Here is a 20748-nt window from a genome sequence, read left to right on the forward strand (position 1 = left end):
ACCCGGTTCAGCGGTACAGCCGCGCGGCCTCGATCGCCTCGAACTTGGCGAGGTTGTGGCGGGCATCGGCGAGGGCGTCGTGGTTGTCGTCCGGCACCGGCGGCAGGGGGGGCTTGCCGTGCTGCTCCCAGTGCTGGCGCAGCTCGCGGGTGAATTTGGGCAGCGCGTCGGGCAGTTCCGGCATGGTTCCCCAGAGCTGGACGAGCGCGACGTGGTCGTAGGCCCCGAGCCAGGCCCACAGCTCGGGCTGGATGCCCGGCCGCGGGATCAGGAAGGACATCAGGTCGTCGCGGATGCGGGTCCGGGACTTCCAGGCGGGATGCGCCGGGGGCGGCAGCTTCGGCAGTACGTGCCGCCGCACCCAGGGCCCGGCCCGCTCGGGGTCGAACTCCGTCGACACCGCATAGAATTCGCGCCCGTCCTCGCAGGCGACACCGATCGACACGAGCTCGATGGTGCGACCATCCTCGATGAACTCGCAGTCGTAGAAGTAACGCACGTGCGCACATTATGCCCGGCCGCGGCCGGGCGGGTGTCGCCGGTATCCGGCGTCAGCCGGCCTGCGTGTCGGGCAGGCGATCGGCGTCGGCGGCCGTGGCGGCCGCATCCTGTTCGGCGGGCCGGTTCTTCAGGGAGGCCGCGTAGATGTCGACGTATTGCTGGCCCGACAGGCGCATCAGCGCGTACATCACCTCGTCGGTGACGGTGCGCTCGACGAAACGGTTGCCGCCCATGCCCTCGAAGCGGGAGAAGTCGATCGGTTCCCCGATCCGGACCGTCACCTTGGCCGGCTTCCACATCTTCGACCCGATGGGGTTCATCTCGTCGGTGCCGATCATCGCCACCGGGATGACCTTCACGCCGGTCTGCAGGGCCAGCCGGGCGATACCGGTCTTGCCCTTGTAGAGGCGGCCGTCCGGCGACCGGGTGCCCTCCGGGTAGATGCCGAGCAGCTTGCCCTGGGAGAGGACGCGGACGCCGGCGTTGAGGGCGTCCTGCGCGGCGTCGGCGCCGGTGCGGTCGATCGGGACCTGCCCGACCGCGGAGAAGAACCAGCGCTGGAACCGGCCCTTGAGCCCGGGGCCGGTGAAGTACTCGCTCTTGGCGAGGAAGGTGATGCGCCGCGGTACCACCAGGGGAAGGAAGAAGGAGTCGAGGACGGCTTTGTGATTACTGGCGAGGATCGCGGGGCCGTCGGTCGGGATGTGCTCCGCCCCTTCGATTTTCGGCCGCCCCATGAGCCAGAGCAGCGGCCCCAGCAGGACGTACTTGAAAAGCCAATACCACATGGCGTCCTTCCCCGTCTCCGAAACGCGCAGGCAGATCGTGCCTGCCGGTCGACTCTACGACGGCGGGGTGTCGCCGTGCACACCGTGGCACGCCGCGGTCCCGCCTCACAGCGATGGACGTGACGATCATCTCAGCCGCCTGGTCCGTTTCGTCCGGACCGGGACGATTCGCGGGCGAGGTCGGCCGCGCCCACCAGGCCGGCGGCGTCGCCGAGGTGCGCGGCGCGGACCCCGGCGAGCGGCCGGTGACCACGCCCGGTCAGGGCCGCCGCGTAGTGACCGCGGGCGTCGTCGAGGAACAGAGACGCCGACCCCGACACCCCACCCGCGATGACGACCAGGTCCGGGTCGTAGAGGTCGGCGACCATCGCCAGGCCCAGCCCGAGCCAACGGGCGAACTCGGCCATCGCCGCGACGGCGAGCGGGTCGCCGTCCTGCGCGGCCCCGGCGATCCGTCGTCCGGTCAGCGCCCCGGGATCCGCCGCGACGTCACGGGTGAGCGGGGAGGACCGGTCCGGGTCTGCCGCGAGCAATTCGATCGCCGTGTCGACCAGCGCGGTGCCGCTGCAGTACCGCTCCCAGCAGCCCCGCTTCCCGCACGCGCAGGGCCGCCCGTCGGGAACCACCTGCAGGTGCCCGAGTTCGGGGGCGATGCCGTGCGCGCCCCGGAACGGCACACCGTCCAGGAGCAGGGCGGCGCCGATGCCGGTGCCGACGGCCACCAGCACGGTCGTGCGGACACCGGCGGCCGCACCGAACCGGTACTCGGCCCACGCCGCGGCGTTGGCGTCGTGCTCGAGGATCACCGGCAGGCCGATCCGCGCGCTCATCCGCTCGGCCACGGGCACGTCCGCCCACGGCAGGTGCGGGGCGAAACGGACGACGCGACGGTCGGCGGTGAGGAATCCGGCGACGGCGAGCCCGACGGCGGTGACCTCGTTGCGTCCCGCCAGGCGGGCGACGGTGCGGTCGAGGGCATCCTCGAGGGCGCGGCCCGAGTGCGGGGTCGGCGACCGGACGGTGTCGACGACGGAACCGGTGCCGTCGACGACGGCCGCGCGAATGCTGGTGCCGCCCACGTCGATTCCGATCGTGAGTCGATCCGTGCTCACGGTGTGGACCCGATCAGCGCCGGATCGTGACCGAGATCGGCACGAACGCACCGCTGCGGCCGGGAGCCGGGGGCGGGGTCTGCGGATCCGGCCCGTCGGGGCCGGCCCCTGGGGGCGGAAGGTACCGGGCGAGCAGGTCCCGCAGCAGGGCGATCAGGGCCGCGATCTGGGTGGCGAGGCGGGTGAGGAGCTCATGTGGCTCGCCCCGCACCGCGGCCGCGACGGCGCACAGCGGGCACCAGCTGCATCCGCTCGGCGCCGAGGCGGGCGCGGCGGCCGCGTCCCCGGTCGTCGCGCCGGGCGCGGGCCGGGCGGGCGGTGCGGGTTCGGCGAATCGCTGCACCGTCTGCTCGAGCCGGTCGAGAACGGCGTCGGCCAGCGCCCGCAGTTCGGCGACGAGGACGTCGTGATCGGCGCTCACTGCGGCCACACCGCGGGATCGGGACGGAACCGCACCAGCAGGTCGGATCCCTCGAACTCGGCGCCGGAGACGGTGCAGCGCCGCAGACCGGACGCGAGCCGCACCCGGCGACGCATCCCGTCGGCGCCGATCACCAGGTCGTCGTCCACCCGGCCGAGTGTCAGCGATGCCGCGTCCGCCAGCGGCAGATGCATCCGCATCGTGTACACCGCATCCACCCCTGTCCCCGATTCGCGCTGTACCCGCACCGGCTCCACGCCGGAATCCTCCGGCGTATGCGGCGCCACGCCGTCCGGGTACAGCGACTCCGCAAGCGCCGCCAGAGAGGCCAACCCTACCGGTTCGGTACATCGCTGCTCGCACTCGACCACGGCGACGGCGCCGAGAATCGTCTCGATCTCCGCCACGATCCGGCGCTGCCCCCCGCGCTGCTCGGCGAGCCAGGTCGCGGCGGGCCCGGCCTCGTCCGCCGGGAAGTCCGGGACGGTCCGATTGACGAGCACGCGCGCCAGCCGCAGACCGGACAGGGCCGTCCAGGACCGCAGCCGCCGCGCCTCGGCGACGCCGAGTCGATCGGCGGTGGCGACGAGGTGGACCGAGGTGCGGGAGTGGTCGGCGAGCAGGTCCCGCACGGTCGCGGTGTGGTCGACGACGCGGTCGACGAGCGCCACGACCAGGGCCAGACGCGGGTCGGCACCCGTCGCCGCGACGATGCGGCTGTGCCGGGGCCAGATCCGCTCGATGTACTCCGACACCGTCGCCGGCGCGGCGAGCGTGCGGAAGGCGTCCGCGGACGCGGGGAGGTCGACGATCACCGCGTCCCAGCGTCCCGTGTCGGCCAGGCGGGCCACCTCGCCGAGGGCGAGGATCTCCTGCACGCCGGGCAGCCCGGTGACTTCCTCGGGTGCCGGGATGCCGAACCGGTCGCCGTGCTCGTGGGCGCCGCCGGCGGCGGCGAGCGCGGCCAGGAGCGCGAAGCGCTGCTCGAGCAGGGCGAGCGAATCGATCTCCAGCGTGTCGAGGCCGCCGGTGACCGGGACGATGCGCGCATCGACGGATCCCGGCGTCGCCGGGTCGACGGCGAACACATCCGTCAGCGAGTGCGCCTGATCGAGGGAGACCACGAGGGTGCGAACCCCGGAACGAGCCGCCGCGAGGGCGGTCGCCGCCGCGAGGGTCGTCTTGCCGGTGCCCCCCTTGCCGACGAAGAGCTGCACGGCGGCGGGGCCGGGCCGCCCGGCGTGCCCGCTCAGCCTTCCACCCGCTTCTTGAGTTCCTTCAGCGCGGTGTCGGTGATCACCTTCTCGGCCTTTCGTTTGAACAGGCCGATCATCGGGATGGTCAGGTCCACCGTCAGCTCGTAGTACACGGTGGTGCCGCCCTCCGGCGCTTCGGTCAGGATGTAGGAGCCGAACTGGGCCTTCTGGATCTCGCCCGCGACGAGCTCCCAGCTGACCGATCGGCCGTCCGGGGCCCACTGGTAGACCAGCTCGTAGGTGTCGCGCACCACCCCTGCGTCGAGCACGAACCGGACCCGCTCCGCGCGTCCCCCGGACTCGACGGCGAGCACTTCCACGGACTTCGCCGCCGAAACCCAGGCGGGGTACGCGTCGAAGTCGGCGATCACGGCCATCACCCGATCGGACGGAGCATCGATGGTGATCGACCTCTTGGTCTTCTCGGCCATGCGACCAACGCTTCCTTTCCCTCTGTCCCCGCCGTCCGTCCCACCGGTCGGCACACGCGGGAACCGTTGTCTATCACACCGTAGTAGTTCCGGGGAGGGCTCGTCGCCTGCAGGTGCTCGGCCGTCGGATCAGGGATTTCCGTCCCGGGGCGGTTCGCCGGCGGCGCGGCCCGCGTCCAGTCGCCGTTTGACGTCGAAGGTCATGGCCTTGCCGGCGACGCGACGCCGGTGGTTCATCGTGGCGAGGTCGAGTTCGCCCACCCGCTCCGGCGGCACCCCGGTCGGTTCGCAGTGCAGGAAGTAGTGCACGATCGCGCCATCGAGCATCGGCTCGAGCCAGACCTCCATCGTGCCGTTCAGCGCGCCGGCGACCGACCACCGGATGCCCTTGTCGGCCCGGTCCTCGCGGACCGTCAGAGCCAGGTCGGGCCACCACGCACGCCAGCGGCGGGGCTCGGCGATCTCGGCCGCGATCCGCCGCGGCGACGCGGCGACGAAGGTCTGATCGGCCACCTGAATGCTGCTCACGGGGAAAGCTTCACACACCGCCGGTTCCGGCTCGTCCAGGGGGCCGGGTCGGTCGGGCGCGCGGGCCGGTCGGGGCGTCAGGCCAGCAGGCGCCGCAGTTTCGCACCGAGCACGTCCCACCGCCATTCGGCGCCGACCCAGGCGCGGCCCGCCGCGCCCATCGCCGCCGCCCGGTCGCGGTCGGCGAGGACGTCGGCGACGGCGCCCGCGACCGCCGCGACCGACGTGCCGTCGACGACGACCCCGGTCTCCCCTGCGCGTACGGTCTCCGGCGCACCGCCGGACCGGCCCGCCACCACGGGCACCCCGGTGGCGGACGCCTCGAGGTAGACGATCCCGAGACCCTCGACGTCGAGGCCGGCGCCGCGCGTACGGCACGGCATCGCGAACACGTCCGCGATGGTGTGGTGGGCGGGGAGTTCGGCAGCCGGCACCCCGCCGGTGATCACGACGTGGTCGTCGACCCCGACCGCGCGGACCAAGTCCCGGAGGCGGTCCTGGTACGGGCCGCCGCCGACGATCACGAGCACCGCCCCGTCGATGCGACGGCGGACCTCCGGCAGCGCACGGATGAGCATGTCCTGGCCCTTGCGGGGCACGAGCCGGGACAGGCACAGCACGGTGGGCCGGTCGCCCAGCCCGTACCGGGCGCGCAGTTCCGCGCGAGCGGCGGGGTCCGGCCGGAACACCTCGGTGTCCACGCCGGAGGGCAGATGCTCGAGCCCCGCGCCGGGCCCGAACGCCGAGGCGAATCGACCGCGGGTGTACCGGCTGACGTACGTGACGGCGTCGGTGTGGTCACCGATGCGGCGCAGCGCCTGCCGTCCGGCGGGCACCATCGACCAGCCCACCTCGTGCCCGTGGGTGCTGGCCAGGACCCGGCGGGCACCGGCGCGGCGCAGCACGGGCGCGAGCAGGGCGAGCGGCGCCGCGGCGCCGAACCACACGTTCTCGCAGGCCCGGTCGCTCATCAGCCGGGTGGCCCGCCGTGCCACTGCGGGGGTCGGCAGCATCAGGGTGGTGGGGTGGCGGACAACCTCGAAGGGTTGCCGGGCGTCGAACTTCACGTGGCTGTCACCGCGCCATCGCGGGGCGTACACGACGAGTTCGTCCGGGGGCAACTGGGACGCGAACGCCTGCAGGTAGGACTGGATCCCCCCGGGCCGGGGCGGAAAGTCGTTGGTGACCAGCAGCGTTCGGGGCATGCGCTCACCGTAGGCGGTGCCGTGGCGGGCGCGGACGCCGGGTCAGCCGACCCGGGCCGGCACCTGCGCCTCGAGCCAGGTCTGCCATCGGGCGACGAATTGCTCCGCATCCGCACCGAGCACGTCGCCGAGCGCGGCGTCGAGTTCCGCGGCGTCGACGGGCCCGGTGGCCAGCCGCCGGTACAGGGCGGTGAGACGATCGCCGCCGAACTCCCCGGCGACGAACGTCGCGATCGACCACGCGCTCTCGTACGCCAGACGCGCACCGTCGCCGGCGAAGTCGGCGTCTGCAGGCAGCGCGGTGGGCGCCCCACGCTCGGCGACGGCGGCGGCGAGGGTGGGCGCGATGACGCCGAGGGCACCGTCGGCGTTGCGGTAGCCCACGTAGTCGGCGTAGCCCTCGAGGATCCACAGCGGCGACCCGTCGACCGTGTCGGTGCGGGCCGCGACGTGGGTGAGTTCGTGGCGCAGGATCGCCCGCAGGCCCGCCGCGTCCAGCCGCTGCCCGGCGGCGGGGCTGAAGACGATGCGCTGGCCGGTGGTCTCTCCGCGCTCGTGGTCGACAGCGTCGGACACGGCGACGGCGGCGATCTCCGCGCCGTTGTAGCGGCTGCCGACCTGGGCGGTGAACTCGTCGTGCGAGGCGGTGACGAGCACGAGGGCGCGGCGGGGCCACTCGGTTCCCCACGCGGCGTCCACGGCCTCCACCGCGGCCTCGAGTTCGCCGGCGATGTCCGAGACGAGGGACGAGTGCTCGGGGTGCCCGACGACGAGGGACCGCCCCCCGGCCCCGGTGTCCACGGCCCGGACCAGCAGCGGTCCGTAGTCCCACGGCCCCCGCCAGGTGGTGGTCTCCGCACCCGGCAGCGGGCGGTCGTCGACGAGGCGCCACTGCTCACCCCGGCGGGCGAGGAGCAGCGTGACGGGCTTGCGCGTCGGTTCGTCGTCGATGCCCTCGACGGCGTAGCGCAGCAGGACGGTGTGGGCGCGGGCCTCGTCGGCGCCGAGGCGGGCCCCGACGTCGTCGGTCACGTCGGTCCCGGGGTCCTGGCCGAGCTCGTAACCGAAGTCCGCCAGCGGCAACGCGGCGAGGGCCTCGGCGCGCCGCACCTCCGCGTCGAGCAACCACGGGCGGGCCTGCGGGTCCACGAGGGCCGCCAACGCCGCCCGGTCGGCGGAGCGCACGGCCCGGGACCAGGTGTCGAGCAGCCCCTGCACGGCCGTGCGCGACGCCGGTTCGGCCGGCTCGTCGTCGGGCGTGAACGCGAGCGTGAGGCCGACGGCCACGACCGCGACGATCAGCCCGGCCACGCCGAGTCGCTCCCACCGGCGGCTGCCGGGGGGACGGCGGGACGAATCGGGCGCGGGCACGGCGGCCAGTGTAGGTCGCGCTCACACCGGCGCCGTGGGGGTGGCGGCACGACGGGCGTCAGTACCGGCGGGCGTTGTGGAACGGCATCCTGTCCATCGGGGCGACCTTGACGGGCACGCCGTACGTGGAGGCGTGCAGGACGTTGCCGTTGCCCGCGTACAGCCCCACGTGCGAGGCGTCGTCGTAGAAGGTCACGACGTCGCCGGGCTGGAGCTGGTCGCGCGGGACGGGGGTGCCGCCCTGGGCCTGGGCCTGGCTCGAGCGCGGCAGGCTCTTGCCGATCTGCTTGTAGGCCCACACCACGAGGCCGGAGCAGTCGAACGCGGAGGGGCCGGTGGCGCCCCAGCTGTACGGGCTGCCGATCCTGGTCATGCCGGCCTGCAGGGCACCGCTGCCGCTACCGGGGGCGAGGCCCGACAGGATCTTCTCGGCGTCGAATCCCGGCGGGAACGGCGCGCCGGCCAGCGTGGCCTTCTCCTCGGCGCTCAGCTCGGCGAAGGCGGCGAGCACCTCGTCGATCTGGGCCTCGAGCTCGCTCTGCTGCCGCTGCAGATCGTCGCGCACGGCTTGCGCCTGCTCGGCGGCGGCACGCGCCTCGTCGACCGAGCGCTGGGACGCCAGCGCCGCCTCCGCGGCGGCCGACGACGCGGTGCGGAATCCCGCGACCTGGTCGGCGGTCTCCTGGGCGATGACGTCGAGTGCCGACATCTGGTCGAGCAGCTGCTGGGGTGAGTCGCTGACCATCAGGGCGAACAGCCGGTTGGTGCGGGCACCGCGGTAATTGGCGACGGCGAGCTTGTCCACGGTCGGGCGGAAGACCGCGAGTTCTGCTTCCGCGGCGGCCAGCGCCTCGCGGTCGCGGGCCAGCTCCGCGTCGGCGGCGCGCTGGGCGTCGACCTTCGCGTCGAGATCGATTCCGGCATTGTGCAGCGCCTCGGTGGTCTGCTCGGACTTGCGCGACAGCTCGGCGAGCCGCTCCAGGGCGACGGTGGGGCTCTCCCCCACCGGGTCGGCTCCGGCCGGGGCGGCCGCGAACGCCACCGTCAGCAGCACTCCGATTGCCACCAGCGCCCGAAGCGACCGTTTCGTCCTGTCCACCACCACGGGACCAGGTCCTTTCGTTCGACGTTGCGCACCCGTTACCCGAAAAATCTCGATCAGGTTACGGAAGGGCATTGGTTCGTGTCTACCCACCGGTAGGTCACGCAGCGCCGGGTAGGCGAATCCCGGAAAACCGGCGGGGGGGACCGGCATCGACCGGTCCGCCCCCGCTGCGCCACTGCGTGGCAGTCGTCGAGTCGTCGCTCAGTAGCGACGGGCCCCGTCGACCGGCATCGAGTTCACCGGGGCGACCTTCACGGGCTGGCCCGAGGTCGACGCGTGGATGACGTTGCCGTTGCCGATGTAGATGCCGGAGTGGCTGCCGCCGTAGAAGGACACGACGTCGCCGGGCTGCAGCGCCGAAACGTCCACGGCGCGACCGGCGGAGGCCTGCTCGTAGCTGGTGCGCGGCAGGTTCAGGCCGGCCTGCTTGTAGGCCCACTGCACCAGGCCGGAGCAGTCGAAGGCGTCCGGGCCGGCGGCGCCGTAGACGTACGGGGCGCCGAGCTTGGTGTGAGCGGCGTCCACGGCGCGCTGTGCGACCGAGGTGACCGGCGCGCTGAAGGGCGCGGCCGGCGCCGGCGCGGCACCCTGCGGGGCCGGCGGGACGAGGTTGGTGACCTCCGGCGGGAGGGTCACACCCGCCGGCAGCTCGAACGAGCCGACGCCGGGAATGGTGATCGGTTCCGCGAGGGCGGGACCCGCCGAAACAGTGACCGCGCCGAGAGCGAGGGCACCGGCGACGACGGCGCGCCGCACGGTGCGCTTGGAAATCTGAGACGCCACGAGGGGGTTGCTCCATTTCTTCCGTTCGTCCGCCGACCGAGTTAGCTGACGGGTTCGGGCTGGGAAGATCAGCCCTACCCCTCGTCCCGCTGGCGCGGTCGGAGGGGATTCACCCCAGAGGACAACGTGGGTCCCCGGCTCGGGCACCCGCTGCGGGTGCGCCGATTAGGCGGTGACCGAGCGGCGTCTCCCCTCTGGTGGTTCGACATCCTCACCGCTTGGTCTCGAAAAGATTACGAAATCGCATCGGAGGATGTCGACCGTCCGCGCCGGAGACGCCGCGGATTGACGGGTATGTCCGATTCGGGTCCGACGGCCCGGCCCGTTCGATCACGGAAACATAACGGTCGGTTCGGGACGCGGCAGGCCCGCGGCCGCTCCGGGCGCCTCCGGCGGCCTGCGCCCGGAACCCGTCGCGTTGTCGCAGGTCGAACCGGCGATCACGAGCGCATCGACGAAGCGAGAAGCCGCCGACCGAGGCGGCGCCTGCCCTCCGGTCGCGGTATCGATACCCTCTCGCGCCGCCGCCCACACCCACACGGCCGACCGAAGGTGTGATCCTCGTCTCTCCGGACCGTTCCGGGTGTCTCCGCCCCGTCCCCGGGGTGTCGGACCCGCCCCCTACCCTGGCGTCGTGACCGTGCCCCACCGAACCGAGCCCGCCGTCGGGGTGCAGCTCGGTTTCGACGAATTGGACACGCCGCTGCGGGAGACCACCTTCGTCGTCGTCGATCTCGAGACCACCGGCGGCAGCTCCACGGACGACGCGATCACGGAGATCGGGGCGGTCAAGATCCGCGGCGGCGAGGTGCTCGGCGAGTTCGCCACGCTCGTCGACCCGGGCCGGTCGATCCCCCCGAACATCGTGCAGCTCACCGGCATCACGACCGCCATGGTCCGTGCCGCGCCCCGGATCGAGCAGGTCCTGCCCTCGTTCCTCGAGTTCGCCGCCGGATCCGTGCTCGTCGCGCACAACGCGGGCTTCGACGTGGGATTCCTGCGGGCCGCGGCGTCCCGGTCCGAGGTCGCGTGGCCCCGCTTGCAGGTACTGTGCACGGTCAAGCTCGCGCGCCGCGTCCTCGGCCGGGACGAGGCACCGTCCGTGCGGCTGTCCGCGCTCGCCGAGCTGTTCCGGGTGTCCACCACGCCCACGCACCGCGCCCTCGACGACGCCCGGGCAACCGTCGACGTCCTGCACGCGCTCATCGACCGCGTCGGCAACCAAGGGGTACACAGCCTCACCGAACTGCGGGACTATCTGCCGGCCGTCACCGCCGAGCAACGCGCCAAACGGTCCCTCGCGGCGCACCTGCCGCGGCGGCCCGGCGTGTACCTGTTCCGCGGGCCCTCGGACGAGGTGCTGTACATCGGGACCGCGGTCGACCTGCGCCGCCGCGTGCGCAACTACTTCACCGGATCCGAGACCCGGCCCCGCCTGAAGGAGATGGTGGCACTCACCACCCGGATCGATCACGTCGAGTGCGCCCATGCCCTCGAGGCCGGGGTGCGGGAGCTGCGGCTGCTCGCCGCGCACGCCCCGCCCTACAACCGTCGCTCCAAGTTCCCCACCCGGGGCTGGTGGATCACCCTCACGGACGAGGCGTTCCCCCGGCTGTCCGTCGTCCGCACACCGACCACGGCGCCCCCGGCCCCGACGTGCGGCGGCCCGACCGACGCCGTCGGCCCGTTCTCGTCGCGGGCCGACGCCGTCGCCGTCGCCACCACCGTCGCCGAGTTCTGCCTGCTGCGGACCTGCACCCGGCGCATCCCCCGCACGAAACGGCACGGCGAGCACTGCCCTCCGGAGGCCGTGGGGGCCTGCGCCGCCGCCGCGGCCGGGCTGCAGACCCCCGTCGAGTACGCGCGGCAGGTGGACCTCGCCCGGGCGCTGCTGCGCGGGGAGGACGACGCGCCGCTGCATCGGATGCGCGAGCGCATCGACCACCTCGGCGCCGCCGAACTGTTCGAGGGCGCGGCCCGGCTGCGGGACCGGGCGGCCGACGCCGTGTTCGCGCTGCGCCGGACGCAGCGCCTGGCCGCCCTAGCGGCGGTGGACGAGCTGATCGCCGCCCGCCGACGCGCCGAAGGGGGTTGGGAGTTCGCGGTGATCCGGGCCGGCCGGCTCGCGGCAGCGGGAGTCGCTCCACGCGGCGTCCCGCCGATGCCCGTCGTCGACGCGATCGCCGCCGCGGCCGAGACCGTGCGCCCGACGACCGCGCCGCTGCGGGGTGCGCTCGTCGAGGAACTGGGACTGCTGGCCCGCTGGCTCCACGACGACGGAGTCCGCATCGTCCGGACCACCCAGGGCTGGTCCGAGCCGCTCCGCGGCGCCGGGGCGTGGGCGCAGTGGGGTGAGCTCGCCCGAACGGCACGCGCCGGGGCCGAGCCGGTCACGATCGCGCACCCCCTACGCTGAGGGCTCGCCCGCAGGTCCGTCCCCGGAAGCCGAGGAGAGCAATGATCCACGCCATCGTCCTGATCCACGCCGACGCCCACCGCATCCCGGAGACCGCCCAGGCGGTCGCGGACCTGGCCGGCGTCGACAAGGTGTACTCGTGCGCCGGCGACATCGACCTGATCGCGCTGCTGCGGGTGCGCGACCACGAGGAGATCGCCGAGGTGGTCACCCGCGGGATCAACAAACTCGACGGCGTGACCAGGACGGCGACGCACATCGCCTTCCAGTCGTACTCGAGCGCCGACGTCGAGGCCGGGTTCTCGATCGGCGAATAGGACGGACGCCCGGCCCGTCGTCGCGCTCAGCCCGCGGCGGCGAGCCGGTTGGTCACCTCGACCCAGCGGGCGAGCACCGCCGCCGCCGCGCCCGAGTCCAGCGCCTCGGCTGCCGTCTGCATCCCCGCCGCCAGGGCACTGGCGAGCGATCCCTCGAACCCCCGGAAGGCGGCGATCGCCCCGGCGGCGTTCAGCAGGACCGCGTCGCGTACCGGCCCGTGCTCCCCGGCGAGCACCGCCCGCGCGATCACGGCGTTCTCGGCGGCGTCGCCGCCGCGCAGCGCGTCCAGCGGCACCCGGGCGACGCCGAGGTCGGTGGGATCCAGGCTCACGGTGCTCACGCTGCCGTCCCGGACGACGTACACCGTCGACGTCGTGGAGGTGGTCAGTTCGTCCAGTCCGTCGTCGCCCCGCACGACGAGCGCCGAGTTGCCCCGCTCGGCGAGGACACCGGCGACCGTGCCGATCAGCTCCGGGAAGGCACATCCGATCAGGCCGGCGCGGGGCCGGGCCGGGTTGGTCAGCGGCCCGAGCACGTTGAACACCGTCGGGATACCGATCTCCTTACGCGGTGCGGCCGCGAACCGGAGCGCCGGGTGGTAGACGGGGGCGAAGCAGAACCCGATGCCGGCCTCGGCGACCGACTCCGCGACGGCCTCGGGACCGAGGCTGATGTGCACGCCGAGCGCCTCGAGCACGTCCGCGCCGCCGCTCTTCGACGAGGCCGCCCGGTTGCCGTGCTTGACGACGCGGATGCCGCACGCGGCCACCACCAGCGACGCCATGGTCGAGATGTTGACCGTGTTCGCCCGGTCCCCGCCGGTGCCCACGATGTCGACGACGTCGTCGTCCACCGGCACCAGCCGGGCGTGGCCCAGCATCGAGTCGGCGAGGCCGAGCAGCTCCTCGGGCGTCTCCCCCTTCATCTTCAGCGCGACGCCGAACGCGGCGATCTGCGCGGCCGTGGCGTTGTCGGACATGATCTCGTCCATCGCCCACTGGGCCTCCGCACGCGCGAGGTCGCGTCCGGCGGTGAGCCCACCGAGGACCGCCGGCCAGCTCCGGGCCACCGCATCCGCCTGTCGTCCAGCGTTCATCGCACCTGCCCTCGCCGCATCTCGCTCCTCGGTGCGCCGCCGTCGTCGGCGGCGCATGCCGGAAGAGCTTAGCCAGGGCCGATCTCCGGCTGCAGGGCGTCCCACCCGAGCGCGGTACCGCCGAGCCGTTGCGCCAGACCGGCCATCCGCGACCGCTCCTGCGAACAGTGCAGCGCATCGAGCACCTGCACCCGCTGCAGCAGGACGGCCTGGAGGCCGGGCCCGGCCGGGTTCGCCGGCTGCGCCGGGGCGTACCCGTCCTGCGCGGCCAGGGCGATCGCCCGCTCCACGGAATCGGCCGGCAGCTCGAGATGGTGCCGCAGGACGGCCTCCGACTCCGGCGACCAGGCCGGTTCGGTCGCCGCGCCCCGCTCGAGGGCGGTCGAACAGGCCTCGACGTCGTCGAAGGACGAGACCACCACCACCAGGTCCGGCCGTGCCGGATCCAGGGGCTCCGGACCCCTGCGCGAGAACGCTCGCCGGACCCGGCCCCACACCCCTCCGCCACTGCTCATCGCACCACGATCCCACGCGCCACGGGCAGTGCACGACCGCCCCCGGAAAACGCGATCGCACGGCGCCCACCAGCGAAGACGCGCCGATTTCGGCCCCGATTGCCCACGAGTTACTACGAGCAGTCATACTTGCGAACGTGACGAGCGCAGTAGGGACTTCAGGAACTGCAATCACCCAGCGCGTGCACTCGCTGAACCGGCCCAATCTGGTCAGCGTCGGCACCATCGTGTGGTTGTCCAGTGAGCTCATGTTTTTCGCAGGGCTCTTCGCCATGTACTTCGTGGCGCGGGCGCAGGCCGACGGCAACTGGCCGCCGGAGCCTGTCCACCTCAATCTGGCGTTGGCGGTGCCGGTCACCCTCGTGCTGATCGCCTCCTCCTTCACCTGCCAGATGGGTGTGTTCGCAGCCGAACGTGGCGACGTGTTCGGCCTCCGGCGGTGGTACATCATCACCCTCGCCATGGGCACGTTCTTCGTGCTCGGCCAGGGCTTCGAGTACACCCAGCTGGTCGGCGAGGGCGTGACGATCTCGAGCATGGTGTGGGGTTCGGTCTTCTACATCACGACCGGCTTCCACGGCCTGCACGTCATCGGCGGCCTCGTCGCCTTCGTGTTCCTCCTCGTGCGCACGAGGGTCAGCAAGTTCACGCCGGCGCAGGCCACCGCGGCGATCGTCGTCTCCTACTACTGGCACTTCGTCGACATCGTGTGGATCGCGCTGTTTGCCACGATTTATTTCATCCGTTAGCCAGCTGAACGCCCAGGCAGCCCCCTGACGTCCAGTCCGTCCCGACATACCAAAGGGATACAGATGAGTTCATCCCCACCTCTCGCTTCCGAGGGTGACATGCCCGGTCAGTCCGCGGCCGCGTCCGCCAAGTCCCGCCGTCAGCGCAAGCTGCGCCGCCGCGTCACCGGTGCGCTGGTGCTCGCCCTCGGCCTGCTCAGCGCCGGCTTCCTCGCCTCCGCGCTGACTCCCGCGCCGCAGGTGGCGACGGCGAACGAGGACCAGTCGGCCCTGATCCGCGAAGGCAAGCAGCTCTACGAGACCTCCTGCGTCACGTGCCACGGCGCCAACCTGCAGGGTGTGCAGGACCGCGGCCCCAGCCTGATCGGTGTCGGCGAGGCGGCCGTGTACTTCCAGGTCTCCACCGGCCGCATGCCGATGATGCGCAACGAGGCCCAGGCCGTGCGCAAGACGCCGAAGTTCGACGCGGCCCAGACGGACGCCCTCGGCGCGTACATCCAGGCCAACGGCGGCGGCCCGACGCTCATCCGTGACGAGAACGGCGAGATCGCCCAGTCCTCGCTGCGCGGCAACGACGTTGCCCGCGGCAGCGAGCTGTTCCGCCAGAACTGCGCCTCATGCCACAACTTCACCGGCCGCGGCGGCGCGCTGTCGTCCGGCAAGTTCGCGCCGGCGCTGGATCCGGCGAACGAGCAGCAGATCTACACGGCGATGCTGACCGGCCCGCAGAACATGCCCAAGTTCTCCGATCGTCAGCTCACGCTGGAGGAGAAGGAGGACATCATCGCCTACGTCAAGGCCTCCGGCGAGACGAACAGCCCCGGCGGATACGGCCTGGGCGGTTTCGGCCCCGCCTCCGAGGGCCCGACGATGTGGGTGGTCGGGATCGTCGCCGTCGTCGGTGCGGCACTGTGGATCGGAGCAAGGTCATGAGTGGCGGCGAAACGCCGAACAAGCACACGATCGAGAACCTCGATCAGATGAGCCGCGACGATCTCGTCGCGCTCGGCACCAACCTCGACGGCGTGGACGTGGCGTTCCGCAAGGACCGCTGGCCCGTCGCGGGCACGCGCGCCGAGAAGCGCGCGGAACGGAACGTCGCCTTCTGGTTCGGGCTGGCGGGTGTGTCGGCTCTCGCGTTCATCGCGGTCTTCATCTTCTGGCCGTGGGAGTACCAGGGCCCCGGTGAGGACAACTACACGCTGTACAACCTGTACACGCCGCTGCTGGGCCTGACCCTGGGTCTGGCCATCCTCGGCGTCGGCGTCGGCGCGGTGCAGTTCACCAAGAAGTTCATCCCGGAAGAGGTGTCGATCCAGGATCGGCACGACGGAGTCTCTTCGGAGGTCGATCGGCGGACGATCGTCGCCGAGCTCTCCGACTCGCTGGACACCTCCACGCTGCCGCGTCGCAAGCTGATCAAGCGCACGGCACTGTTCGGTGGCGGCGCGCTCGGCCTCGGCCTGATCATGCCGCTCGGCGGCCTGATCAAGAACCCCTGGGCCGAGGGCGACGAGTCGCCGCTGTGGGTCTCGGGCTGGACGCCCCGGTACCCGGGCGAGACGATCTACCTGCGTCGCGACACCGGACGCCCGAACGACATCGTCCTGGTCCGCCCGGAGGACCTCGATGCCGGCGGCATGGAGACCGTGTTCCCCTTCCGCGAGTCGGACCGCGGTGACGAGCACGCCCTCCTCGAGGGCCTGCGCGGCATCCGCAACGCCGTCATGCTGATCCGCCTCCGGACCGAGGACACGGCGAGGGCGATCAAGCGCAAGGGTCAGGAGAGCTTCAACTACGGCGACTACTTCGCCTACTCGAAGATCTGCACCCACCTGGGCTGCCCGACGTCGTTGTACGAACAGCAGACCAACCGCATCCTGTGCCCCTGCCACCAGTCGCAGTTCAATGCCCTGGAGTACGGCAAGCCCCTGTTCGGTCCTGCTGCTCGCGCACTGCCGCAGTTGCCTATTACAGTGAACGAAGAGGGCTTCCTCGTCGCCAACGGTGACTTCATCGAGGCTCTCGGTCCGGCATTTTGGGAGCGTCGCCCGTGAGTACTGCAACACCATCCCGCGCCGCCCACGCGGCGGAGAACATCGACTCGCGCTATCACCCGGCCGCCGGGCTGCGGCGTCAGATCAACAAGGTGTTCCCCACCCACTGGTCCTTCCTCCTGGGTGAGATCGCCCTGTACAGCTTCGTGATCCTGCTGATCTCGGGTGTGTACCTGACGTTGTTCTTCGATCCGTCCCTCGCGCACGTCACCTACGACGGCGCCTACACCCCGCTGCGCGGCGTCACGATGTCGCGTGCGTACGAGACGACCCTGGACATCTCCTTCGAGGTGCGCGGCGGTCTGTTCGTCCGGCAGATCCACCACTGGGCTGCGCTGATGTTCGCCGCGTCGATCATCGTGCACCTGCTGCGCGTGTTCTTCACCGGTGCGTTCCGCCGTCCGCGTGAAGCGAACTGGGTGATCGGCTCGCTGCTGCTGATCCTGGCGATGTTCGAGGGCTTCTTCGGCTACTCGCTGCCCGACGACCTGCTTTCCGGCACCGGCCTGCGGGCCGCGCTGTCCGGCATCACCATCAGCATCCCGGTGATCGGCACCTGGATGCACTGGCTGATCTTCGGCGGCGACTTCCCCGGCATGCTCATCATCCCGCGCCTGTACGTCGCGCACGTGCTGCTGATTCCGGGCATCATCCTCGCCCTGATCGCAGCCCACCTGGCCCTGGTCTGGTACCAGAAGCACACCCAGTTCCCCGGCCCCGGCCGTACCGAGCAGAACGTCGTCGGTGTCCGGATCCTGCCGGTGTTCGCGGTCAAGTCCGGTGCGTTCTTCGCCATCACCTTCGCCGTGCTGGCGCTGATGAGCGGTCTGCTGCAGATCAACCCGGTCTGGAACATCGGCCCGTACAACCCGTCGCAGGTGTCCGCCGGCTCGCAGCCCGACATCTACATGATGTGGACGGACGGCCTGGCCCGTATCTGGCCGGCGTGGGAGATCTACCTGTTCGGCCGCTACACGATCCCCGCGGTGTTCTGGATCGCAGTGATCATGGGCCTGGTCTTCACGGTCCTCATCGCCTACCCGTGGATCGAGAAGAAGTTCACCAAGGACGATGCGCACCACAACCTGCTGCAGCGTCCGCGGGACGTGCCGGTCCGGACCGCGATCGGCGCGATGGCTCTGACGTTCTACGCCATCGCGACCATCATGTGCATCAACGACATCATCGCCTACAAGTTCGACATCTCGCTGAACGCGATGACGTGGATCGGCCGCATCGGCATCCTGCTCGGCCCGCCGCTCGCCTACTACCTGACCTACCGGTTCTGCCTGGGCCTGCAGCGCAGCGACCGCCAGGTGCTCGAGCACGGCATCGAGACGGGCATCGTCCGTCGACTGCCGCACGGCGAGTACATCGAGATCCACCAGCCGCTCGGCCCGGTGGACGACCACGGTCACCCGATTCCACTCGAGTACCAGGGTGCACCGGTGCCGAAGCGCATGAACAAGCTCGGCACCGCCGGCAAGCCCGGCGCGGGCAGCTGGTGGAGCGCGGACCCGGCCGAGGAGGCGACGGCACTCGAGGCCGCGCACCACGAGGCCGAGGTCGAGCAGCGCGCCATCCTGAGCGAGTACCAGACGCGCGTCCACGGCACCACGGACGGCGACGGCAAGGCGCACTGACGGTCGCTCGAGTCCGAAACCACGGGAGGGGCCCCGAACCGGAAACGGTTCGGGGCCCCTCCCGTTTCTCCGTGGTCCCTGCGGCTTCCATCCCCGGTGGCTTCCGGTCGGTGCGGACGACCGGATCCGGTCCCCGCACCCCACCCCTCCCCCACTGCGACGGACGGCCGGGAACCCGAGCGGACCGTCGGCTCACCGGCCCTCGGACGGGCCGGGCGTGTCGCGGTACGCGAGTCGGTTCGAGCGCGGTACCGCATCGGCGTCTGCCCGGGGGCGCGCGGTGTCCTGCCGCCGCGTTCCGCGCGGTGTCCTGCCGCCGCGTTCCGACGGGACCATCCGGGTTCGATTCCGACCCGCGGCGCGGTATCACCCCACCGCCGGCACGGCGGCGAGCGCCACCTCGACGAGGTCGCCGCCGTAGTACCTCAGCAGCGCCCGCCTGTGGATCCGCCGTGGCTACGCCGGGCGGGTGAGTAGGCGTGAGGGCTCTCGCGGCCGGGACAGCGGCGCGCCGCGACACTGCCCGCCCGGCACCCCCGGCGTCGGCCCCGTTCCCCACGACCGGGCCATGGACGATTCCCCGGTGACACCCCGCCGAGCCGTGACGCGAACCGCGCACGGCGAGCACGGCCCGAGGCTCCCCGTCCGGGCACGGAACGGAAACGGCCGCGGGGCGGCCTCACCGTGTGGTGAGGCCGCCCCGCGGCATCGGATCTACGCGCTGTGTGCGCTCAGTGCTTCTCGGGTCCGACGTGGTACTCGAACACCAGGCCGGCCGCAGCAGCGAGGATCAGGATCACGGCGAGGACGATCAGCCACGGCTGGAAGAAGGCCAGCGCGATGGCGGCGAACGCAGCCGCCCCGGCCAGCAGGATCGGCCAGTAGCTACCCGCGCTGAAGAAGCCCAGGTCGCCTGCGCCGTCGCTGATCTCGGCCTCCTCGTAGTCCTCCGGGCGGGTGTCGAGGCGACGGGCCACGAACCGGAAGTAGGTGCCGACGATGAGCGTCAGGCCGGCGGAGAGCACGATCGCCGTCAGGCCGGCCCACTCGATGCCCGTGCGGGACAGGCCGGTGAACACTCCGTACACGATGGCGACGAGCACGAAGAACACCGTCACGACTTCGAAGAGCTTGGCTTCGATCTTCATATCAGCTTGTCCTTGGTCGGAGGTTTACCGGTCAGTTGCCCGCGGTGACGACACCACTGGCCGCGCGGTCGGTGCGGTCGGTCTTGAAGGGGGTGGTGGACGTCGCGACCGGGGACTCGCCGATGCGCTCGAGCGCCTGCGCGTTGGTCAGGCCCTCGCCACCGTCCTCGACGGGCTTGCGGAGCTCGATGTACTCCGCGAACCGCTCCGGGCTCACCGCGCGGACCTCGAAGTTCATCATGGCGTGGTAGGTGCCGCACATCTCGGCACAGCGGCCGACGAACGCGCCTTCCTCCTGGATCTCGGAGATCTGGAAGACCGGATCGGAGCTGTTGTTCAGCGGGTTCGGGTTGACGTCACGCTTGAACAGGAACTCCGGCACCCAGAAGGAGTGGATCACGTCGGACGAGGCGAGCACGAACTCGATCCGGCGATCGGTCGGCAGGACGAGGACCGGGATCTCGTTGCTGGTGCCGACCGTCTCGATCTTGTTGTAGTGCAGGTACGACAGGTCCTCGGCCTCCTGGCCGTGGATCGGGGCCGGGATCTCGTGCTCGCCGCCGGCATGCTCCTCGGTGTCGCCCTCGACCGCGGCCTGCGCGATCTCGTCCGTCCCCTCGTAGCGCGCCGTGCCCTCACCGAGGTCGACGGTGCGGTAGCCGAACTTCCAGTTCCACTGGAACGCCGTGACGTCGACGACGACGTTCGGGTTGTCCTCCTTCTCGAGGACGTAGTTCTGCACCACCACGGTGAAGTAGAACAGCACCGCGATGATGACGAACGGGACCGCCGTGTACAGCAGCTCGAGCGGCACGTTGTAGGCCGTCTGCCGCGGGAATTCCGGCGAGTCCTTCTTCTTGCGGTGGAAGATGACCACCCAGAAGGTCAGGCCCCACACCAGTACACCCATGACGAGGGCGGCGACGACCGACCACGTCCACAGCTCACGCATACGCTCGGCCTGCGGGGTAATCCCCTCCGGCCAGCCGAAACGCAGGACTTCCTCGCTGCTACATCCCGTCAGCAGCACGGCTGCAATACCGAGAGATGCTGCCAGCCCGAACCGCCGAAGGATCCGACCTTGCGCCACGTTCACGCCTTCCTGATCGCCGCAATTCCACTAGGGCACACCCGGAGGGCAGACCCAATTACTACGCAGCGTAGACCAAACCCGGCCGCGATCCATCCCCGGGGCGCACACAACGTGTCGCGTCGTCGCGTGCCCGCTGCTCACGGCCCGGGTCGACGCCGGCCACCGGCTGCCGCGACCCCCGGCCTGCGGCATACTGCCATGCAGACCGTCGG

21 protein-coding genes and 1 riboswitch are annotated in these 20748 nt (G+C 71.5%); of the genes, 6 read left to right on the forward strand and 15 right to left on the reverse strand.

What is annotated here, in order from left to right:
* Positions 1 to 7 precede the first annotated feature (7 nt).
* The 11 genes from KZJ41_RS16670 to KZJ41_RS16720 form a co-directional block, all read right to left on the reverse strand.
* Positions 8 to 499: a polyadenylate-specific 3'-exoribonuclease AS gene (locus tag KZJ41_RS16670; RefSeq protein ID WP_006933363.1), complete on the reverse strand. Its 492-nt coding sequence runs from the start codon at positions 497 to 499 to the stop codon at positions 8 to 10.
* 52 nt (positions 500 to 551) lie between these two features.
* Entirely contained in the window at positions 552 to 1289 is a 738-nt protein-coding gene (locus KZJ41_RS16675) for a 1-acyl-sn-glycerol-3-phosphate acyltransferase (RefSeq protein ID WP_006933354.1), read from the reverse strand.
* Between the two features lie 131 nt (positions 1290 to 1420).
* Entirely contained in the window at positions 1421 to 2401 is a 981-nt protein-coding gene (locus KZJ41_RS16680; RefSeq protein ID WP_203329203.1) for an ROK family protein, read from the reverse strand.
* A gap of 13 nt (positions 2402 to 2414) precedes the next feature.
* A complete protein-coding gene (locus KZJ41_RS16685; protein WP_210432759.1) occupies positions 2415 to 2822 on the reverse strand; it encodes a hypothetical protein in 408 nt (135 codons plus the stop codon).
* Positions 2819 to 4039, reverse strand: a complete 1221-nt coding sequence (locus KZJ41_RS16690) for an ArsA family ATPase (protein ID WP_050035369.1) — start codon at positions 4037 to 4039, stop codon at positions 2819 to 2821. The genes KZJ41_RS16685 and KZJ41_RS16690 overlap by 4 nt, the downstream gene beginning before the upstream one ends.
* Before the next feature lie 32 nt (positions 4040 to 4071).
* Positions 4072 to 4509 carry an SRPBCC family protein gene (locus KZJ41_RS16695; RefSeq protein ID WP_006933347.1) on the reverse strand — a complete coding sequence of 146 codons (438 nt, stop codon included), beginning with the start codon at positions 4507 to 4509 and terminating at the stop codon, positions 4072 to 4074.
* 129 nt (positions 4510 to 4638) lie between these two features.
* Positions 4639 to 5037: a hypothetical protein gene (locus KZJ41_RS16700; protein WP_029544218.1), complete on the reverse strand. Its 399-nt coding sequence runs from the start codon at positions 5035 to 5037 to the stop codon at positions 4639 to 4641.
* A gap of 77 nt (positions 5038 to 5114) precedes the next feature.
* The gene (locus KZJ41_RS16705; protein ID WP_006933343.1) at positions 5115 to 6242 is read right to left on the reverse strand and encodes a glycosyltransferase family 4 protein; all 1128 of its coding nucleotides are present in this window, start codon (positions 6240 to 6242) and stop codon (positions 5115 to 5117) included.
* A gap of 42 nt (positions 6243 to 6284) precedes the next feature.
* Positions 6285 to 7613, reverse strand: a complete 1329-nt coding sequence (locus KZJ41_RS16710; RefSeq protein ID WP_251549314.1) for a hypothetical protein — start codon at positions 7611 to 7613, stop codon at positions 6285 to 6287.
* A gap of 58 nt (positions 7614 to 7671) precedes the next feature.
* Positions 7672 to 8718, reverse strand: coding sequence for an NlpC/P60 family protein (locus KZJ41_RS16715; protein ID WP_006933341.1), 1047 nt, complete (start codon positions 8716 to 8718; stop codon positions 7672 to 7674).
* 201 nt (positions 8719 to 8919) lie between these two features.
* Positions 8920 to 9501, reverse strand: a complete 582-nt coding sequence (locus KZJ41_RS16720) for a C40 family peptidase (protein ID WP_006932087.1) — start codon at positions 9499 to 9501, stop codon at positions 8920 to 8922.
* 14 nt (positions 9502 to 9515) lie between these two features.
* A riboswitch (cyclic di-AMP (ydaO/yuaA leader) is annotated at positions 9516 to 9683 on the reverse strand.
* Positions 9684 to 10135: 452 nt separating this feature from the next.
* On the opposite strand from KZJ41_RS16720, the gene KZJ41_RS16725 reads away from it, so the two are divergent.
* Both KZJ41_RS16725 and KZJ41_RS16730 read left to right on the forward strand, forming a co-directional pair.
* Positions 10136 to 11917 (forward strand): DEDD exonuclease domain-containing protein, encoded by a 1782-nt coding sequence (locus KZJ41_RS16725; RefSeq protein ID WP_082120249.1) that lies wholly within the window; start codon positions 10136 to 10138, stop codon positions 11915 to 11917.
* A 41-nt stretch (positions 11918 to 11958) separates the two neighbouring features.
* Positions 11959 to 12234: an Lrp/AsnC family transcriptional regulator gene (locus KZJ41_RS16730; RefSeq protein ID WP_006932084.1), complete on the forward strand. Its 276-nt coding sequence runs from the start codon at positions 11959 to 11961 to the stop codon at positions 12232 to 12234.
* Between the two features lie 26 nt (positions 12235 to 12260).
* On the opposite strand, the gene trpD is transcribed toward KZJ41_RS16730, so the two are convergent.
* Positions 12261 to 13331 (reverse strand): anthranilate phosphoribosyltransferase, encoded by a 1071-nt coding sequence (trpD, locus tag KZJ41_RS16735; RefSeq protein ID WP_180986951.1) that lies wholly within the window; start codon positions 13329 to 13331, stop codon positions 12261 to 12263.
* 68 nt (positions 13332 to 13399) lie between these two features.
* On the reverse strand, positions 13400 to 13846 hold the full coding sequence (locus KZJ41_RS16740) for a hypothetical protein (RefSeq protein WP_029544227.1): 447 nt from the start codon (positions 13844 to 13846) through the stop codon (positions 13400 to 13402).
* 137 nt (positions 13847 to 13983) lie between these two features.
* Here KZJ41_RS16740 and KZJ41_RS16745 point away from each other — a divergent pair, with 137 nt between their 5' ends.
* The 4 genes from KZJ41_RS16745 (at position 13984) to KZJ41_RS16760 (ending at position 18295) form a co-directional block, all read left to right on the forward strand.
* Positions 13984 to 14595 carry a heme-copper oxidase subunit III gene (locus KZJ41_RS16745; protein ID WP_006932077.1) on the forward strand — a complete coding sequence of 204 codons (612 nt, stop codon included), beginning with the start codon at positions 13984 to 13986 and terminating at the stop codon, positions 14593 to 14595.
* A gap of 63 nt (positions 14596 to 14658) precedes the next feature.
* On the forward strand, positions 14659 to 15528 hold the full coding sequence (locus KZJ41_RS16750) for a c-type cytochrome (RefSeq protein ID WP_006932071.1): 870 nt from the start codon (positions 14659 to 14661) through the stop codon (positions 15526 to 15528).
* Positions 15525 to 16652, forward strand: a complete 1128-nt coding sequence (locus KZJ41_RS16755; RefSeq protein WP_029544230.1) for a ubiquinol-cytochrome c reductase iron-sulfur subunit — start codon at positions 15525 to 15527, stop codon at positions 16650 to 16652. Before KZJ41_RS16750 ends, KZJ41_RS16755 begins: the two co-directional genes overlap by 4 nt.
* Positions 16649 to 18295 (forward strand): cytochrome bc complex cytochrome b subunit, encoded by a 1647-nt coding sequence (locus KZJ41_RS16760; protein WP_029544233.1) that lies wholly within the window; start codon positions 16649 to 16651, stop codon positions 18293 to 18295. The genes KZJ41_RS16755 and KZJ41_RS16760 overlap by 4 nt, the downstream gene beginning before the upstream one ends.
* A gap of 731 nt (positions 18296 to 19026) precedes the next feature.
* Here the strand turns inward: KZJ41_RS16760 and KZJ41_RS16765 are convergent.
* Together KZJ41_RS16765 and KZJ41_RS16770 are read right to left on the reverse strand one after the other, a co-directional pair.
* Positions 19027 to 19443, reverse strand: a complete 417-nt coding sequence (locus KZJ41_RS16765; protein WP_006940002.1) for a cytochrome c oxidase subunit 4 — start codon at positions 19441 to 19443, stop codon at positions 19027 to 19029.
* A gap of 31 nt (positions 19444 to 19474) precedes the next feature.
* Positions 19475 to 20539 carry a cytochrome c oxidase subunit II gene (locus tag KZJ41_RS16770; protein WP_144415028.1) on the reverse strand — a complete coding sequence of 355 codons (1065 nt, stop codon included), beginning with the start codon at positions 20537 to 20539 and terminating at the stop codon, positions 19475 to 19477.
* Positions 20540 to 20748: the final 209 nt, after the last annotated feature.

Origin of the sequence: Rhodococcus sp. 11-3, from assembly GCF_023704055.1 — a bacterium.
Classification (GTDB): Bacteria; Actinomycetota; Actinomycetes; order Mycobacteriales; family Mycobacteriaceae; genus Rhodococcus; species Rhodococcus aetherivorans.

Bases quoted from the DNA above. Each gene is read 5' to 3' on its own strand.
- KZJ41_RS16675 (WP_006933354.1), bottom strand. From the start codon at position 1,289: ATGTGGTATTGGCTTTTCAAGTACGTCCTGCTGGGGCCGCTGCTCTGG.
- trpD (WP_180986951.1), bottom strand. From the start codon at position 13,331: ATGAACGCTGGACGACAGGCGGATGCGGTGGCCCGGAGCTGGCCGGCG.
- KZJ41_RS16750 (WP_006932071.1), top strand. From the start codon at position 14,659: ATGAGTTCATCCCCACCTCTCGCTTCCGAGGGTGACATGCCCGGTCAG.
- KZJ41_RS16705 (WP_006933343.1), bottom strand. From the start codon at position 6,242: ATGCCCCGAACGCTGCTGGTCACCAACGACTTTCCGCCCCGGCCCGGG.
- KZJ41_RS16695 (WP_006933347.1), bottom strand. From the start codon at position 4,509: ATGGCCGAGAAGACCAAGAGGTCGATCACCATCGATGCTCCGTCCGAT.
- KZJ41_RS16740 (WP_029544227.1), bottom strand. From the start codon at position 13,846: ATGAGCAGTGGCGGAGGGGTGTGGGGCCGGGTCCGGCGAGCGTTCTCG.
- KZJ41_RS16765 (WP_006940002.1), bottom strand. From the start codon at position 19,443: ATGAAGATCGAAGCCAAGCTCTTCGAAGTCGTGACGGTGTTCTTCGTG.
- KZJ41_RS16730 (WP_006932084.1), top strand. From the start codon at position 11,959: ATGATCCACGCCATCGTCCTGATCCACGCCGACGCCCACCGCATCCCG.
- KZJ41_RS16755 (WP_029544230.1), top strand. From the start codon at position 15,525: ATGAGTGGCGGCGAAACGCCGAACAAGCACACGATCGAGAACCTCGAT.